Origin of the sequence: Nostoc sp. 'Peltigera membranacea cyanobiont' 210A (assembly GCF_002246015.1) — a bacterium.
GTDB lineage: Bacteria > Cyanobacteriota > Cyanobacteriia > Cyanobacteriales > Nostocaceae > Nostoc.
Genome location: NZ_NOLJ01000002.1, coordinates 769,752 through 785,649, shown reverse-complemented (window position 1 = coordinate 785,649; position 15,898 = coordinate 769,752). Strand labels below are relative to the sequence as shown.

Here is a 15,898-nt window from a genome sequence, read left to right as displayed (position 1 = left end):
ATATTAGTATTTAGTATTAGCTATCTTCTGAGGGTACTTTGGCAATTGCTTTTCCTTGTCTCGCTAGGTTTATAAACTAACTACATAACTAAATAATTAGGGTGTGTATTTGTAATTCTCAAAAAAATCGTAATTTGACTTTAACAATAGGGAAATATAAAAGTAACATTTTCTCCCATAACCATCGCTGAACAAAAAGGCAGCAATTGCCTTCGTGTTCCAATTACAGATTGTCTATGCAACTTATTTATCTACCGCTTGCTTGGCCCAACAACATTGGGCAGTCCATTGTCAAAAAACAGTTGATTGTGAAGCCAGACACGCCTTTGCCGCAAATCCTGGCATTGATGAAAATAGCGATCGCCCCCATACGATTGAGTTGCACAGCCTTTTTCAGGATAGTCCCGCAAGTGGAAGGCAACTCATGTCAGGCATAAGCCCATTTACTGTTTCTAAGCAACCACCATTGATTCTAGTGGCTGATGATGACAAGACCATCCGGGTATTGTTGCGTAAAGCAATGGAACAAGAAGGTTATCGAGTGGTCGAGGTCAATGATGGTAAGCAATGTTTAGATGCTTACGAGACTATCAAGCCGGATATAGTTTTGCTAGATGCTGTAATGCCTGTGATGGATGGCTTTACTTGCTGTAAGCACTTGCTCCAGATTGCCAGGAATAATTTAATTTCAGCCCTTGCCACCTTTGATACTGACTCGACTCTTAACAATACGGTTATCTCCAAGATATGGGAGCGTACTCCCATCTTGATGATCACTTGCTTGGACGATGAGGAATCTGTAAACCGTGCTTTTGAAGCAGGAGCGACTGATTATGTCACTAAGCCAATTCACTGGCCTGTATTACGCCAGCGGTTGCGCCGACTGCTACAGCAAGCACAAGTATACAAACAGTTAGAGGCGGCAAACGAAGCTTTGCATCACCTTGCCAATGTAGATGGGTTAACTGAGTTGGCTAATCGTCGCCGCTTTGACGATTATCTCAATACTCAATGGATTAATCTCGCACAAGAGGGATCTCCCTTGTCAATGATTTTGTGTGATATCGACTTTTTTAAATTTTATAATGATAAATATGGTCATCCGGCTGGAGATGTATGTTTACAAAAGGTGGGTGCTATCTTAACCCTTAAAGCACAAAAACATCAGGATTTAGTAGCCCGTTATGGTGGCGAAGAATTTGCTGTAATTATGCCATACACTCCTGCATCTGGCGCACTTCACGTTGCCGCCGCAATCCAAGCCGGAATCAAAGATTTGCAAATTGTTCATGACGGTTCTGCGGTGAGTCAGCACCTCACTCTCAGTATGGGCGTGGCAACTGTTGTCCCGACTTGGGAATCTTCACCTTCAGAGTTGATCGTGCTGGCAGATAAAGCACTCTATCAAGCAAAGGCTGGGGGACGCGATCGCTTTATCTCAAGTTCTTAATTGTCATTGGTCATTTGTCAATACCCATTACTTAAGAAGGATAAACTGGCAGTGTGAAGTGAAACCATGCTCCGTTATTGGGGGCGGAATCCACCCAAATTTGGCCATAATGTGCCAGGACGATGCGTTGGCATAGACAAAGGCCAATGCCGTAACCTTCTGTACCTTCATCCCGTTGCAGGCGGAAGTGGTTTTCAAAGATGCGATCGCGATTCTCTACAGGAATACCAGGCCCAGTATCGCCAATACTAAACTGAACTTTTTGGGTAGTGCGGTGCAATCCGGCGATGCTAATCTTGCCACCTTCTGGGGTGTATTTGATGGCATTATCCAACAGATTCACTAGCACTTGCCGGATACGTTCTGGGTCAGCATATACATAAGGTAAGTCATTGGGAATATCTGTTTCGACCTCTTGGGATTTGGCGGTGTAGCGATCGCACAATTCTTCTAGTACATCTAAGCACATTTTACCTAGTTGCACCTTTTGTGGTAAAATTGGAAACTCAGTATCTTTGCCGCGACCTACCTGCAAAAGGTCGGTAATCATCCGATCGATGATCTTCGTTTGATTCCGGGCTTGTTTTAATAGATGCGCTGTCAAGGATGGTTTGAGGCGCTGAAATTGTCCTGTCTCTAAATTGTAGTTAGATTGGAGAGTTTCGATGGCGATCGCGGCAGCAGTTAGGGGATTGCGGAGATCGTGTGCCAGCATCGCAATCACCCGATCTTTAAACTGTAGCTGCTCTTGGAGGTTATCTTTTTCTTGTTTTAAGCGAAAAATTTCGTCTGAGAGTCGGATGAGTTCGGCAGAAACAGCAACTGAACGGATAGTTGATTTGGGTGATGTTACTCTAGCAGTATCGTCTATCCGTTCTTGTAAGTCTTCTTGTAATTTCAAATAGGCGTCTACAGCGGCTTGCCAGCGAGGCCACCAGTTTTTCAATTGCGCTATGATATTACTCCCAGCCAAAACCTGTCGTGGTTCCGGGTGAATTTTGATTAAAGCTGGCGTTGCTACCAATTTAAAGTGTTCTGCTAAGTAAGGTTGTTGACCAACATCAATAGTTTGAAGTTCAAAACTATACTCAGCCTGCAATTCTTTTAAGTAAGCACGGATTCGCTGCACCTGTTGACGGGACTTGGGGCGTCCATCGACAAACAGTAACAGCTGGAGTGGAGCCTCAGAATAAATAGGCTGATCCTGGGAAACTTGCATGTAATCGTGTTTCAGCACTGGTAACAACCCGGTGACGCTTTACAGAAAGTAAAAAAGACTGACGGTTGTCGATGGTCGTTGTTTTTTCTTCTTAATATCTATTTTAGATTTTCATACTCCTATCCGATCTGCGTTTTTGACATCAGACATATCTTATTCAGCCTTTTGCTCCCGTTTGGTTAACTTTATCTCCAAGAAACACCCAAGCCCCTTGAATATAAGTCTTAATTTGCCCTGAATCAAAAATTTTCGCCAGAGCCAGGAGGTGAAAGGTTTAATGGTATGTCAAATCGGCTAGTGCAGCACCATGTCAATTTAAGCAAGCGATGTCTACGACGGGCTACGCCTACGCCCAAGAAAACACAGATGCTAATTGTATCTAATCTATCAGGAAGCTGTTAACTGTTCAGACCAAGTTTGTAGAGGTTTTTTTCAACCGCCAGTGCATTTGATGAAGTGTCTTTTTCGCCTCAAGCCAATCATTAACTAGGATTGGGAAAAACAGCCATACCTAACTATGTACTACTTCTATAACTTGCGAAGCGCACCTTCCAGCTTTCCTAAAAGAACCACAGCCCTATCCTAGAATAACAGAGGATGGGTTGATTGAGGGAAAGTTTTGGATAACATAGAGGCGATCGCGCACTTTTAGAGGAAGCACTCACTGCTTTCGAGGCTGTCAATAAACCCTTGACTACAGCACAAGTGGCACTTTCTCCAGAAAATCAATTTAGAAATACTAGGGAAACTGCTGCGACTCTTGACTGCTTTACCTATTTACCCCAGTGGCCAAGAATAACGAACTTACGCTAATTTCCTGGAATTGTTTAACACTGGCATTTTCCAGAGATTCCCTTACTCACCTTACCATCGTCAAATGAATAATTTCCAGAATCGATTTTCAGCCAGTGTTAGTTTACTCGATCTATTCCCCTCTTTGGGTGAGGCTAAGGGGGGCTTTATTCCTAGTCTATCACTTCAGTTATTTGGCGTAGGCTTTGCCTGCCGTAGGCATCCCATTACAACTAGTGCATCTGGAAGTAGATTCCAGCTTTTGCTAGCTAAACTGTTTTTTGACCAGTTATCAATCAGTTATCTGCTCTACAACTTGGATGTTTAGGTAACTATCTGAAAAATTGGTTCACAATCAAGTATCGAGCGGTTTGTAGTCGGTGGCTCGATTCCTCATCTAAAGACTAAATTTTTTACTACGAACTTTCAACTCCTCAAACTCTTATCTAGTAAGGATTTCAGATTTATTTATATTTTTTCTCAAAAATGTTAGTTTTTCAGAATTTTAGGGAACTCTATAAATAAGCATAGGAATTATCAAAACCTAATGGCTGTAAAACGAAGACAATACGGTAGCTTTTGCTACCGTTTACTCATTTTTGGAGATATCATCACCAACATAGACATTTAGGAAGAAGACGTAGTAAGTCGGTAGTGTCTTTTGGTGATTATTATAGAGAGTCAGAGGAGAGCAGGGGAATAAAGGAGAATAACCATGTCTCATGCCCCATTCCCATTTAATGGACAGTCTGCGCTAGGGTAGGAATTGAAACTCAATCTGTGATTTCCTGTGCTTCCCTGTAAACGTCCAGCTGTATTTCTAATTTGGGCTGTTATACTCACTTCGTTAACAGCCTGTGCTAATAGTCCAGTTGCCAAAAACCTTGAGGAATCTTTGGCGGCAGATCCGAAACTGCAAAGCAATCCAGTTGTCTTTGGAGAATCTCAAGGTAATCAACCGCAAGCACAGCAAAATGAATCAGCCGTTCAGCTACCATCTGATTTTCCTAAAGATATCCCTTTATATTCCAATGCCAAACTACAGGAAGTTACACCTGCTAGCGGCTCAGAAAATAAAATCTCAACTCGTTGGTTAAGTTCTGACCCCAGTAATTTTATTGCTAGTTTTTATCGCAGCCAGTTTCAAACAAATAACTGGCAGATTTTACAACAGCCGACAGATGATGCGGGAGGCGCTTTTGAGGCACGTCGCAACGATTTGCTGTTGAAGGTTTCCATTCAGCCCAAATCAGTTACTAACGCCACACCTAATCAACCCCAAACAGCCACTGAATTACTGATTGATTACGTACCGAATAGTACTGCAACAGCACAACCTACTTCAACTACAAATCCTAACGAAACTACTAACGCCGTTCCTCAACCGGGAAATTCACAGTTCATTGGCCCAGTACCACCCACAAACTTAGCAACACAGCCACCAAGCACAGCGAATAACCAAACAATCGCTACAGTTACGACTAAATCTCAGGTATTCAACGATCTGAATAAGGCACCACAAGAATGGCGGCAACATATCCAAGACTTGGCTGCATTAGGTGTTTTATCTATAGAAGCAAAGACAACTAAGAGCAACTCTACGACCACAACTAATCAGTTTGAACCCGGTAAAATCGTTACACATCGGGAATACGCCCGTTGGCTAATTGCTGCTAACAATGCTGTGTATGCCAACAATCCGGCTAAACAGATTCGTTTGGCATCAGAAAGTACTCAACCCGCTTTTAGTGATGTGTCAGCAAAAGACCCTGATTTTCCAGCAATTCAGGGATTAGCCGAAGCTGGATTAATTCCCAGTCCTTTGTCTGGAGATTCTACGGTAGTTTTGTTTCGTCCTGATACACCTCTAACGCGGGAACAGTTGCTGCTGTGGAAATTACCCCTAGATACTCGCCAAGCTTTACCCTCTGCTAACTTAGATGCGGTCAAACAAACCTGGGGTTTCCAAGACGCAGCGCGAATTGACCCGAAGGCTTTAAGAGCAGTATTGGCTGATTACCAGAATGGCGAACAATCGAATATTCGGCGGGTGTTTGGTTATACGACTCTGTTTCAACCCAAAAAATCAGTAACTCGTGCTGAGGCTGCTACGGCTTTGTGGTATTTCGGTAGTCAGGGTGAGGGTGTATCGGCTACTGAGGCTTTGAAATTAAAGCAAAGTTAAAGCTATGTCTACGACGTGTACCTGATTTAGTTGCACTTAGTCCAGTCTCAGCATAAAAGTGGGCAATTCCGCCCTTTAGTACAAAAATTTTGCTATTTCTTTGTAATATACCTATTTTTCATCAAGAAAATGTAAATCTAAGTGTTTTAAGCGTTTTTACCTGTGTTTCATAAATTTTTGAGGCATAGTTAAGTGAAACAACGTAAATTAACTCAATAGACGTACTTAATTTTGAAGTATCTCTATTGAGTAAGTTGTCAGAGTATCGCCCTTTCATTGCTTTTAAACAATTAAAAAGACCACAGGTAACACAAATATGAAAAAACAAGCTGTAGCAGCAGGATTTGTTCTATTTTCTTTCATGTTGCCGACCAAAGCTTCGGCTGTGAGTTTTGATCGGCTTTATGTATTTGGCGATAGTCTTTCTGATACAGGTAATATATATAATGCTACGGGTAAAACATACCCTGCAAGCCCACCTAACTTTGATGGACGTTTTTCCGATGGGCCGATCTGGATAGATTATCTCGGAGATCAGCTAGGATTAAAGCCCACTTTATTGACTACTATTCCTTCCACACCTCCTACTCAAGGGATAAACTTCGCTTTCGGTGGTGCTAGCTCTGGTTTAGATAACGCTGTCGTTCCCAATCAAAATTTACCGGGAGTACTCAAACAAGTCCTTGGTTTTGCTGGAACTCTGCAAGCAAATAATCAAACTGCTGACCCAGATGCACTTTACACATTGTGGGGAGGTGCTAATGATTTCTTTTTTCTGAACCCGGAAGACTCGAAGACGCCAATCAGTAATATATCCCTGGCGTTGAATACTCTGGTAGGAGTCGGCGCAAAAAATATTTTGGTGTTTAACTTGCCAGATTTGGGACAGCTACCAGCAGCTAAAATCAACGGTCGCAACCCTACAACCCTCAGTAAATCGACTAGTGAGTTTAACTTGGGTTTAGCACAAACTGTGAACGCTTTGAATAAAAACCCGAATCTCAACATCATCTCTATTGATACTTATTCTTTATTTAATCAGGCAAGTGCATTAGGTTTTACGAATGTAACCGAATCTTGTCTATCTAGACCAGATATATGTAAGCCAGGTGACAACAAGTTTCTCGTCTGGGACGGTTTCCACCCTACCACTGACGCTCATAAGGTGATAGCAGATACAGCACTGGCGGCGATTGAGGCTAAGTCTGTTCCTGAACCTTCGATAAACTTGGGGATTTTAGCCCTTAGTGCTTTTGGTGCGGTAGGAGTGCTGAAGCGTCAACAAAAAAGGTCAGCAGTCCGGGTTATCGATGCACAATTTCCTCATATAACAGTTAAAAACTAAACTAATTGATGTGAGATTGCGATCGCTTATTTGAAATTATTGAAGAATTAGCCATGCACCATTCTCCGAGTGGTGTGTGCAGAAACTGAGATTAACCAGTTGTTGATGCAACGATTTGCGGCGCTGGATGTAGAAGTCTGGTGCGTAGCTTGCCGCCGTAGACATCGTGCCGATAATATTATTGCCGTTTGTTAAAAGCTTTCTGTGAAACTGAGTTTGAGGAATAATTCGAGGCTTTCACTCGAAGAGCGATCGCATATCAACTCAAAATTGCGTGAATTTTTCTGGTTGTCGAAAATGCGCGTAGGCGTAGCCCGTCGTAGACATCGCATCGCAAAATTGTCCCTACTTTTGATGTGGTATGAGCGGCGATGCCAAATAGCCCGTCGCAGACATCGCCATATCTCTAGATTAGGGATTAGATGTATAATCCCTGAATACTTCATATATTTATTTACGAGTTAAAACTATTAAATGATTACCGTTACACCAGAGGAAATTACTCAGTTTCGCAACCAGTTGGTCGATAGTCCAGAGGCTGCTTTAGCGGCTTTGGATGCTATAGAAGAGTGTGAAGGCTATTTAGATGATGCTGTTCCACTGTTGGTTATGCGGGAAACTGCACAGGAAGCAGATAGATCGTTAAATGATTTGCTAGAAAGATGTCGCCAATTCCTCTGTCAAGAGGAAGTCAGAGAGTTTTTAGAATCAGGATTAATTGCTCCAATTATAGAACCATTGGCAGTTAGTACAGGTATTCCTTTGGGTACTGCCACTGCACTTAGTATATTGGTGTTTAAACTGGGGGCGAAAAAGTTTTGTCAAGTCCCTGAATCTGGTGCTTAACGTCCAGATGCTGGGTTGAGTCGATGAGGGATATTATTCCCTGCACCTCTCAGTTAAATCTGGGCGTGCGACTTTCACCGCACCCAGCTTCCGATGTTCTCAGCTTGCGCTTTTGCTCATGTGTTTGTAATCGTGGCAACTCTCATGAATTGCTTCCAGATTATTTTTCTTCCAGTTGGGGTGATTTCCATCGATGTGATGCAGATTAATCCGTTCTTCATCGATGAATTTTAAACCGCAGGAAGCACATCTATGGTTTTGCTTCTTAAGAGCAATAGAAGTTGTTCCGCCGTCATAGAGTTTACTTTTGCGTTCGCTCCAGTAGGCTGTATCTCCGTCATAGGGGGATTTTACTCCTTTGACCATGACGTGTTTATTTTCGGAGTAGGGAACCGTTGGGAATGCTTTGTCTAGTAATTTCTTGCTAGAGTAGCGATTTTGATTGGTTTCCTTGTTAAATACCCTGTAAGCTCTTGTTTCGATGTGGTATAGCGAGTTTCTAGACCCGTCCATCTTGCAGAACTTATGGTAATTTCTCCAACCTCTAACTACCGGGGCTAATATTTCAGCCTTTTTGGTAGCACCATAATTCGAGTTGTTGACGATGTGTTTTACTTTCTTACGGAACGCTTTGAAGTTATCTACTGAGGGAATACATCTAAACTTTCCGTTTTTCTGGACTTTAAAGTGCCAGCCGAGGAAATCAAACCCATCTGTCGCGGCGGTGACTTTGGTCTTCTTTTGGCTTACATTCATTCCGCGTTTGCGGAGGAACTCGCTGATTCTTTCAAGTATCTCTGTCGCATCATCTTGGGGGCGGAGTATAATAACCATGTCATCCGCGTATCGGATTGATGGCTTGACAATTCTCTTTTCTGGAGTGTTGTCTGTGATACTTCCACCGGATTTGTATCCGATATGGTATCTATGTATACTCTCAATCCCGTTGAGTGCAATATTTGCTAGTAATGGGCTGACCACTCCCCCTTGTGGGGTTCCTTGTTCAGGAAATTCTGGATTTACCCCTGCCTTGAGGCATCGGAATATACCGAGTTTTAGTCCTTTAGGGGCAATGAGTTCGTCCATTATTGCTGAGTGGTTAATCCTGTCGAAGCATTTTTCGATATCGAGTTCGATGACTCGTTTTTCTGTTCCATTGGATTGGGAGCGAAGGTTATTAAAGATGTGGGTTTGTGCATCGTGGGCAGAGCGCCCAGTTCTGAACCCGTAGCTCCTGGCGTGGAAGGTGGCTTCGTGTGCTGGTTCGAGTGCATATTTTGCGAGGCATTGCCAAGCTCTGTCCGCGATGGTTGGTATCTTAAGCATTCTGGTAGTCCCGTCCTTTTTGGGGATGGGGATTTCCCGTAGTCCCTGATGCTTCCAATTTCCACTGTTCATTTTCAGTAGTTCTTCAAGGTTGAAGCGTTCCATGAATGAGAGGGATTTCTTCCCATCAATACCAGCCGTCTTTTTGCCAGCATTTAGCTGAGATACAAGTCTAATTGCAAGAAATCGAGCCGAGGTGGATTTTAGAATAAGCTTTTGTAGTGACCTAGCTTTCCGCTTGTCTCCAACTTGAACAGCTTTATACACGCGCTTTTGAAGGCGGAAAAGGTTACGGCGGAATTTCTTCCACGGTAACGCTCTCCAAGATTCACTAGTTTTGTAACTGTGTCTAATCATTTTCTCTTCTCTGGTTAGTGTATTCTGAACACCTCGAACCAATTACGGTTCGTCCTACCCGAATTGTGGGAATTCCGCTTCTCGTCTAGCCTACTTGGGGTTCGACTGCCCCTTGACCCACAATTCGTTTTTATTCGTTCCCTCGGAGAGATTGATTTTTCCGTTAGATGTAGCCATTTCGACTACTGGATTCCCTTGACTCTTGCCGTTACTGACTTAAATGTTCGGCGGGAATTATCTCCAGTGGGGTCAGGGATTTTGCGTTGCGCCCTGCCCGGGCTTTAAGTCGCTTTTCTAGGCTCTGTTTCATCATAGGAACTCCCTATTAGCGCCAGTGTCAACCCGCAACGGNTCGTCTGATTGCGCCCTGTTCCCAGCTTCACTCTACAAGAACCGAGCTTGTTCGGTGTGGGCAGATAAGGAGTCAATTCTGAGTCTGAATGGCAGGACTTGCACCTGCATCTGACCGAGAGTTCAGCTTTAATGACAGTAATCTGCTGTCGGACTGGCTTAGTTATGTACGGACTGATACCGTGATTCACTAAGCAACGAATCGCACTAAATCCAGCCCAGTAGTAAGGATTTGCAAAAGGTAGGGGTTGACGTTGCTTGATTCGTTCCAAAGATTCTTGAAACCTGATACGTTGTCCTACTCTGAGTTGAGCCAAGACTTTTTCAATTTGGGGTTTGTGTTCTTCTAAAAATCTGTCTAATCCTTCAATAGTCAGATTTCGTAGCCATATTTGAGCTTGCTTAAGAGCTATGGCAATATCTCCTGCTTCTAGGTTATCAAGTGTGAATAAATTTTCGTAGAATTTAATCATTAAAAAACTGGTAGACAAGTCATCTACTTTCCACAGTGAACTAACGACACTGGGACTACCAGCTAACAGAAAACCGCTAGGTAAACCAATGTATTCGTCACTGGTATTTTGAAAATCAATCAATCCAGTTTCGCAAGCGGAAAGGGTGACGAGGCGACATTTTTCTAATTTGAGAGTGAATATTTTATCTAAAGTCAGACATTTTTCTAAATCGTAGGTTTCCCCTGCTCGTAAATTCAGGTAACGTTCGGAGTCGGGTTTTGTTGGAGTGTCTGCGATGAATGCTTTTGCCAAAATTAAGGCTGAATTACCGGGGTTTGTTAAGTTAAAAGACCCGTGACAGCTAAAGTGGGTGCAGTGGTAAGTGTTTAAGTCAGTATTACTAATTGCTGTGAGTGTCGCTGCTGTTTTTTTCAAAACGTTGGAAGTATTAAAGTAGCTTTGAATAACTTGTACTTCTAAATCGGTGTAATTCAAATCTTCTGTAGGATTTTGAATTGCAAATAGAGATTGAAAATCAGGACGTTTGCGCTGTTGTACTTGTTGCAGTAGTTGACAACTGGGTGCATAGCTCACACCACCAGCAAATAAATCCAGAAGACAAGACGAATTTTCAGAATTTTGATTTATTGGGATTGCATGAAGGGGGAATAAGTGCAAGAACCTATGGGGAATTAGGATGAGTTTATCGCAGTGCTTTGGTATCTGGGTTAGTATTTCATCAATGTGCAGAATCGAAGCTAATTCTTTGAGTGCTTTCCCTAAGTTATTTTGCCATTGGTCTTTTTGACCGTAGTAATTCTGCAAATATTGATTTACCCAATCATACAAAGCTTGTTGGTCTTCTGATTGGGATTGGTAAACTGTTACCTCTCCTTTTTTTGTGACAATAAATGCCAGAATTTTATCGTTGAGAATATACCACTCGATAATGGCTGTATGCTCATCCAAAGAACCTTGGAAGGAGTCGAATTTGAAACCATAACCGACAGGTAAGTAGCGGTTTTGCAATTCATTACGCTGCTGTCGCAATTCTTGAAGATGTTGTGCAAGGACTTTGGGATTTTCAGCTTTGCCATTTTGGATTTGATATTGTCCTGTGGCTATTTCATCCCTGTATGTTTCTAGTTGAGTGAATACTTCTGGAGGGAAGATGGTTTTAGAGTCACGTTCAAGAATTTGTTCAACTAAATTGCGGGTTTTACTACGTTCAACATATTCAATTGCTTCGGTAATCTTATTTAATTCTCTGCAAACTTCTACCATGCGCCTATAAAGTTTGTTCCATTCTTCTGCTTGTTTGCGTTTGCTTTCATCGCCAGAAATAATTTCTCCTCGTAATGATTCGACTATTTGGATGGCAGAATTAAAGGTGGCATAGGCTTTAGTTAACTGTTGTGCTTCTTGATAGAGAATACCAATATTACATAAAGTTAATACATGATTGTGTGGAAAGCTGGTACAGGTGAATACTTCTAAAGCATTGGTACAGAATTCGATGGCTTTTTCAAAATTTTCTCTTCTATCCTCCTGTATTTTTTGACGGTAAGCGTTCCCTAAATTATTCTGCGTCATCGCCCATAGTTCTGGAAAATCATTGCGGCTAAATACTTCCAATACAACAGAAAAGGTAGCGATCGCATTTTCGATATCTTCTTCTCTATCTTCCTGTAATCTGTCAAGGTAAGCATTTCCCAAATTATTTTGCGTTATTGCCCATTGTTGTGGAAATTCAAAGCGGGTGTATACTTTTAAAGCGGCAGTATAAGCAATGATCGCATTTTTGATATTTTCTTCTCTATCTTTCCCTTGTCTTTCAAGGTAAGCATTTCCCAAATTATTTTGCGTTACTGCCCTTTGCGTTACTGCCCATTGTTGTGGAAATTGAGAATGGGTTATGACTTCTAATACTTTAGTATAAGCTTTTATAGCACATTCAATATTTTCAATCGGGTTTCCTTTAACTCTATATAAATAAGCATTTCCTAAATTACTTAGCGTTTTTGCCCATTCTTGTGGAAATTTAGAGTAGGTTATTATTTCTAACGAGCTGGTAAAAGTTTTAATAGCATATTCCCGATTTTCTACTCTATCTCCCTGTATTCTCTGAGAGAAAGCAATGCCCAAATTATTTTGTATCATTGCCCACTTTATTGTAGATACACTGCAATTAAAAACATTAAGGGTGACTTCATAGCCAGCAATAGCAATTTCTATATTATTGGCTTTATCTCCTAAAGATAATTCTTGAATTAATGTACTTAAATCAAAAATATCTGATGCAATATCCTTGTTTTCATTTAATTGAAATTGTCTAAGCTTATTCTGTAACCAACTTTGGAATAATCTTGCGGAAATATTATTAAGTTTTTTAACGTTTTTCACAAGTCTTTGGTTAACTACTTGCACGTTATCTCTATTATCTACCATCACTTTCAGTGCTTGCTCTAAGAAATCTAAGCATTCTTTTGTTGTGACAGTTGATGGTAATTTACTATAAACTCCAAGCTGTTGCCCTGCTATATTCATTAAATGATTAGCTTGGTCTAATTCGCCATGTTTTCGTAGATGATTTGCTATTTCCAGGATCTTTGGTATCCAGTCAACATCCACTAGTTCTTGGTTTGCTGCCAAAATTTCTTGGACTTCATCGTTAGTACGACAATTAAGCAGGCTTTGAATGAGGTTGATGTAGGCTTGCTGACGCTGTTCGTTCATGGATTAGGGCGTGAGACGAAACTCGATCATAAGAAACATTCACCACCAACACGCTAAATTCCAGAAAAGTGTAGAATTTCATCACAAATGTTGCGTTCCCGGCGACGCAAGAACCTTGGATGAGTGTTTTTTACTTGTGAACAGACAATATACTGATTTTGCGATCGCTTGATTTCCAAAAGATGCGATCGCGTTTTGCTAAGAAGCTTTTGAGTAAATATCAAGCAATACCCCCCGATATAAATTGTCATCTAATCGAGGGGGAAGTTCCGGTGTAATATTGAATTTTAAATTGTTACACTGCTCTGTGTTCGTCGCAGTTTTTGATGTAACGACGTAAAACAGAGTTGATTAAGGTTTTATATTCTCCGCTTTGAGCTTGAAACCACTCTAGTATATCTGGCTCAATCTGTACCAATTGCTGTGCTTGAGGTGCGGGAACTCGGAGAGTAGCTTTCTGAAAAAAATCTTCTGTCAATGGTGGAATATCAGAGTAGTCAATTTCTTCATCGTTCATTGACTCCAATGCTGTCCAGTTAATACGAGAGGTATTTCTCAAGTTTTTGTCGCTCATACCGATTTGCCCTTGGTGCTGAAATGATCCGAATCACATTATTTTTGCGTTCTGTCCAACACTAGAACGGCTACACCGTTGCTGAGGAAACCTATACCGAACCAACGGTCTTCTCCGTAATCAAAACGATCATCTAACTCAATTAGCATTGGACTTTCAAACATCTCAGGAACATCGGCGAAATCAATCTCATGTTTGCGAAGATTCTCTAAATTTTCCGTCTCATCCCACTCAAACTGCATGAAAATTTAGACACGCTAATTGAACCATCTCTATTATCCTGCATAATATCCCAATACGCTCGGTGTTAGAGAGAACCTGATTTTTGCGTAGGTTGGGTTGAGCAATAACGTAGGCGCAATGATTTTGTGATGCCTGCGGTAGTCTACGTCAACGCATTTATAGATTTGGCGATGCCTACGGCGGTCTTCGCCAACGCATTTGTTATTTCCGCGTATGCATTTATAGATTTGGCGATCGCAATTGCTATTTCGGGGTACGCAATTGCTATTTCGGGGTACGCAATTGCTATTTCGAGGTACGCAATTGTTATTTCGGGGTACGCATTTATTGATTTTGTGATTACTGTTGCTGATTGTACTTATTCTAAAACAACAAATTGATATGAAAAATGAGTAAAAACACAGTCAAAGTCGTAATTCTTTTGTTGAACTTTTAATGAAATAAATCCACAAAACTACCCATCTCAGGCAAAAGGATACTCCACTATCTTGAAAAAGGCATTAAAAAAAGGATATCTCATGTCTTTAAAAACTCGTGGTTCTGCTGCTATTGACAAAGCCCAACTTCGTCTCACCTTGCTTAAATCTATTGATGAAAATCTGGATTTAGGACATGGGTTAACCATTGAAGCTTACAACCACCTAATTAACACTACCCGTGCTGTGCTAGAAGCTAATAATACGCTGGTTGCCAATCTGGAAGAATCACGTAAAACAGTAACCCAGATGGATAAAGCTCTCTCCGAAATATCTGAACGAATGCTAAGTGGAGTTGCAACTGTCTACGGCAAAAACAGTATGGAGTATTCCAAGGCTGGCGGCTCTAATCGAAAACGAAGTAAACAATCTAGTTCAAAAGTTACTTCACTTGTAGCGGTTCTTACTACTCAACCTACTCAAGCTGCAATTGCGAATGCCTCAACTAACGGTAATGGCACAACTCCTTTGCTGCAATAATCCACACCTACTTAAACAAGAAATCAGATCCCCGACTTTTTAGAAAAGTCGGGGATCTTTTTGTCGCCAACATTTTGTTATATCGAGGATGCGTTGGCGTTGGCGTAGCCTCTCGTAGAGAAGCCCACCGTACCCCTACGGGGAAGCAAGCTACGCGTAGCGTCTCGTAGAGAAGGTATCGCTACATAATTACGAATTACGAATTGGTATTAGGTCTTTTGAAGATGCGAGTAACTGCTGTGTAATTTCTGGCAGTTGGTTAAGACAATGCTTATCTAGTTATAAGTTTGCCTTGATTTTTAGCTGCGGCGATGTCTGCGACGGGCTTCTCTACGAGAGGCTACGCCAACGCCTACGCTCCTGAATTAGTAGTAAATACCTGAATTCCTGGCACTGTCACATAATCACCATCATTAGTAATAATCTAGTAGAACTTACGTAAGAACTCTCTGAAACTCTTATTTCTCCGTGCCCTCTGCGTCCTCTGCGGTTCGATTTTCCGTTACCTGTGCGTAAGTCGTGTCTAGGTTTGATGACAATAATTTGTCATAGCGACATTAATCTGTCACCGACGACAAATAATTTAGTCACTGTACAATATGATTTGTGTCAAACTTGACTATTGAGGAATACTTTACATCAAAGCCGATGATGGGATTTGAACCCACGGCCTGCTGATTACGAATCAGCTGCTCTACCACTGAGCCACATCGGCGTACACAATCTAAGAGTATAACATGATTTAATCATGGTAGATCAAAATCCTAAAAATCGCCTTAATCCTGAACAATACGCCAGCCTCAAAGCAGAAATAGCGGCTCCTTATCGGGGCTTACGACAATTTTTCTATATTGCTTTCGGTGCTTCTGGTTCACTCGGTGCATTCGTCTTTTTCTTCCAAGTGCTTGCCGGACGAAATGTTGAGAGTGCAATGCCAAGTTTAGCTCTCCAAGTAGGAATAGTTGCTCTAATGGTTTTCCTCTGGCGCTGGGAACAGCGTCGGCAACAACGCCCCCAATCAGGTAAAAATCCTAATTCCTGAAGGGAGAAATTTTAGCTAGTT

General features: G+C 41.7%; 15 protein-coding genes and 1 tRNA gene. 7 read left to right on the top strand and 9 right to left on the bottom strand.

Annotation, left to right across the window (positions count from 1 at the left end; all coding sequences use genetic code 11):
* The first annotated feature begins 424 nt into the window (after positions 1–424).
* Positions 425–1,450, top strand: coding sequence for a response regulator (locus tag CDG76_RS08300; protein ID WP_094348764.1), 1,026 nt, complete (start codon positions 425–427; stop codon positions 1,448–1,450).
* A 31-nt stretch (positions 1,451–1,481) separates the two neighbouring features.
* On the opposite strand, the gene CDG76_RS08295 is transcribed toward CDG76_RS08300, so the two are convergent.
* Complete coding sequence (locus tag CDG76_RS08295; RefSeq protein WP_190240792.1) at positions 1,482–2,687, bottom strand: histidine kinase; 1,206 nt, start codon at positions 2,685–2,687, stop codon at positions 1,482–1,484.
* A 1,564-nt stretch (positions 2,688–4,251) separates the two neighbouring features.
* Here CDG76_RS08295 and CDG76_RS08285 point away from each other — a divergent pair.
* Together CDG76_RS08285 and CDG76_RS08280 are read left to right on the top strand one after the other, a co-directional pair.
* Complete coding sequence (locus CDG76_RS08285) at positions 4,252–5,646, top strand: S-layer homology domain-containing protein (RefSeq protein WP_094348551.1); 1,395 nt, start codon at positions 4,252–4,254, stop codon at positions 5,644–5,646.
* A 316-nt stretch (positions 5,647–5,962) separates the two neighbouring features.
* Positions 5,963–6,991: an SGNH/GDSL hydrolase family protein gene (locus tag CDG76_RS08280; protein ID WP_094348550.1), complete on the top strand. Its 1,029-nt coding sequence runs from the start codon at positions 5,963–5,965 to the stop codon at positions 6,989–6,991.
* A 36-nt stretch (positions 6,992–7,027) separates the two neighbouring features.
* Here CDG76_RS08280 and CDG76_RS39015 read toward each other — a convergent pair whose 3' ends face one another.
* Entirely contained in the window at positions 7,028–7,156 is a 129-nt protein-coding gene (locus tag CDG76_RS39015) for a hypothetical protein (RefSeq protein WP_262984315.1), read from the bottom strand.
* 26 nt (positions 7,157–7,182) lie between these two features.
* Positions 7,183–7,437, bottom strand: coding sequence for a hypothetical protein (locus CDG76_RS35945; protein WP_143854044.1), 255 nt, complete (start codon positions 7,435–7,437; stop codon positions 7,183–7,185).
* A gap of 28 nt (positions 7,438–7,465) precedes the next feature.
* On the opposite strand from CDG76_RS35945, the gene CDG76_RS08275 reads away from it, so the two are divergent.
* Positions 7,466–7,837, top strand: coding sequence for a hypothetical protein (locus tag CDG76_RS08275; RefSeq protein WP_094348549.1), 372 nt, complete (start codon positions 7,466–7,468; stop codon positions 7,835–7,837).
* Positions 7,838–7,936: 99 nt separating this feature from the next.
* On the opposite strand, the gene CDG76_RS08270 is transcribed toward CDG76_RS08275, so the two are convergent.
* From CDG76_RS08270 to CDG76_RS08255, 5 genes are all read right to left on the bottom strand, one after another.
* Positions 7,937–9,520 carry a group II intron reverse transcriptase/maturase gene (locus CDG76_RS08270; RefSeq protein ID WP_094348548.1) on the bottom strand — a complete coding sequence of 528 codons (1,584 nt, stop codon included), beginning with the start codon at positions 9,518–9,520 and terminating at the stop codon, positions 7,937–7,939.
* 281 nt (positions 9,521–9,801) lie between these two features.
* Positions 9,802–11,610 (bottom strand): CHAT domain-containing protein, encoded by a 1,809-nt coding sequence (locus CDG76_RS39585; RefSeq protein ID WP_442946369.1) that lies wholly within the window; start codon positions 11,608–11,610, stop codon positions 9,802–9,804.
* Between the two features lie 1,505 nt (positions 11,611–13,115).
* Entirely contained in the window at positions 13,116–13,313 is a 198-nt protein-coding gene (locus CDG76_RS35940; RefSeq protein ID WP_143854043.1) for a hypothetical protein, read from the bottom strand.
* Between the two features lie 44 nt (positions 13,314–13,357).
* Positions 13,358–13,636, bottom strand: a complete 279-nt coding sequence (locus tag CDG76_RS08260; RefSeq protein ID WP_094348547.1) for a BrnA antitoxin family protein — start codon at positions 13,634–13,636, stop codon at positions 13,358–13,360.
* 38 nt (positions 13,637–13,674) lie between these two features.
* Positions 13,675–13,878, bottom strand: a complete 204-nt coding sequence (locus tag CDG76_RS08255) for a BrnT family toxin (protein ID WP_223265176.1) — start codon at positions 13,876–13,878, stop codon at positions 13,675–13,677.
* A gap of 129 nt (positions 13,879–14,007) precedes the next feature.
* Between CDG76_RS08255 and CDG76_RS37155 the strand changes: the two genes are divergently transcribed.
* Both CDG76_RS37155 and CDG76_RS08245 read left to right on the top strand, forming a co-directional pair.
* Positions 14,008–14,259: a hypothetical protein gene (locus CDG76_RS37155; RefSeq protein WP_094348546.1), complete on the top strand. Its 252-nt coding sequence runs from the start codon at positions 14,008–14,010 to the stop codon at positions 14,257–14,259.
* A 138-nt stretch (positions 14,260–14,397) separates the two neighbouring features.
* The gene (locus tag CDG76_RS08245; RefSeq protein ID WP_094348545.1) at positions 14,398–14,835 is read left to right on the top strand and encodes a hypothetical protein; all 438 of its coding nucleotides are present in this window, start codon (positions 14,398–14,400) and stop codon (positions 14,833–14,835) included.
* Positions 14,836–15,478: 643 nt separating this feature from the next.
* Here the strand turns inward: CDG76_RS08245 and CDG76_RS08240 are convergent.
* Positions 15,479–15,550: transfer RNA gene (locus CDG76_RS08240), tRNA-Thr, on the bottom strand.
* 33 nt (positions 15,551–15,583) lie between these two features.
* On the opposite strand from CDG76_RS08240, the gene CDG76_RS08235 reads away from it, so the two are divergent.
* Positions 15,584–15,877 (top strand): DUF3493 domain-containing protein, encoded by a 294-nt coding sequence (locus CDG76_RS08235; RefSeq protein WP_094348544.1) that lies wholly within the window; start codon positions 15,584–15,586, stop codon positions 15,875–15,877.
* The last annotated feature ends 21 nt before the right edge of the window (positions 15,878–15,898 follow it).

What these genes read in the sequence shown, in the direction of transcription:
- CDG76_RS08300 (WP_094348764.1), top strand. Translation starts at nt 425, where the DNA reads ATGTCAGGCATAAGCCCATTTACTGTTTCTAAGCAACCACCATTGATT.
- CDG76_RS08280 (WP_094348550.1), top strand. Translation starts at nt 5,963, where the DNA reads ATGAAAAAACAAGCTGTAGCAGCAGGATTTGTTCTATTTTCTTTCATG.
- CDG76_RS39015 (WP_262984315.1), bottom strand. Translation starts at nt 7,156, where the DNA reads ATGTCTACGGCGGCAAGCTACGCACCAGACTTCTACATCCAGCGCCGC.
- CDG76_RS35945 (WP_143854044.1), bottom strand. Translation starts at nt 7,437, where the DNA reads ATGAAGTATTCAGGGATTATACATCTAATCCCTAATCTAGAGATATGG.
- CDG76_RS08275 (WP_094348549.1), top strand. Translation starts at nt 7,466, where the DNA reads ATGATTACCGTTACACCAGAGGAAATTACTCAGTTTCGCAACCAGTTG.
- CDG76_RS08270 (WP_094348548.1), bottom strand. Translation starts at nt 9,520, where the DNA reads ATGATTAGACACAGTTACAAAACTAGTGAATCTTGGAGAGCGTTACCG.
- CDG76_RS35940 (WP_143854043.1), bottom strand. Translation starts at nt 13,313, where the DNA reads ATGACAATTTATATCGGGGGGTATTGCTTGATATTTACTCAAAAGCTT.
- CDG76_RS08260 (WP_094348547.1), bottom strand. Translation starts at nt 13,636, where the DNA reads ATGAGCGACAAAAACTTGAGAAATACCTCTCGTATTAACTGGACAGCA.
- CDG76_RS08255 (WP_223265176.1), bottom strand. Translation starts at nt 13,878, where the DNA reads ATGCAGTTTGAGTGGGATGAGACGGAAAATTTAGAGAATCTTCGCAAA.
- CDG76_RS37155 (WP_094348546.1), top strand. Translation starts at nt 14,008, where the DNA reads ATGCCTGCGGTAGTCTACGTCAACGCATTTATAGATTTGGCGATGCCT.
- CDG76_RS08245 (WP_094348545.1), top strand. Translation starts at nt 14,398, where the DNA reads ATGTCTTTAAAAACTCGTGGTTCTGCTGCTATTGACAAAGCCCAACTT.
- CDG76_RS08235 (WP_094348544.1), top strand. Translation starts at nt 15,584, where the DNA reads ATGGTAGATCAAAATCCTAAAAATCGCCTTAATCCTGAACAATACGCC.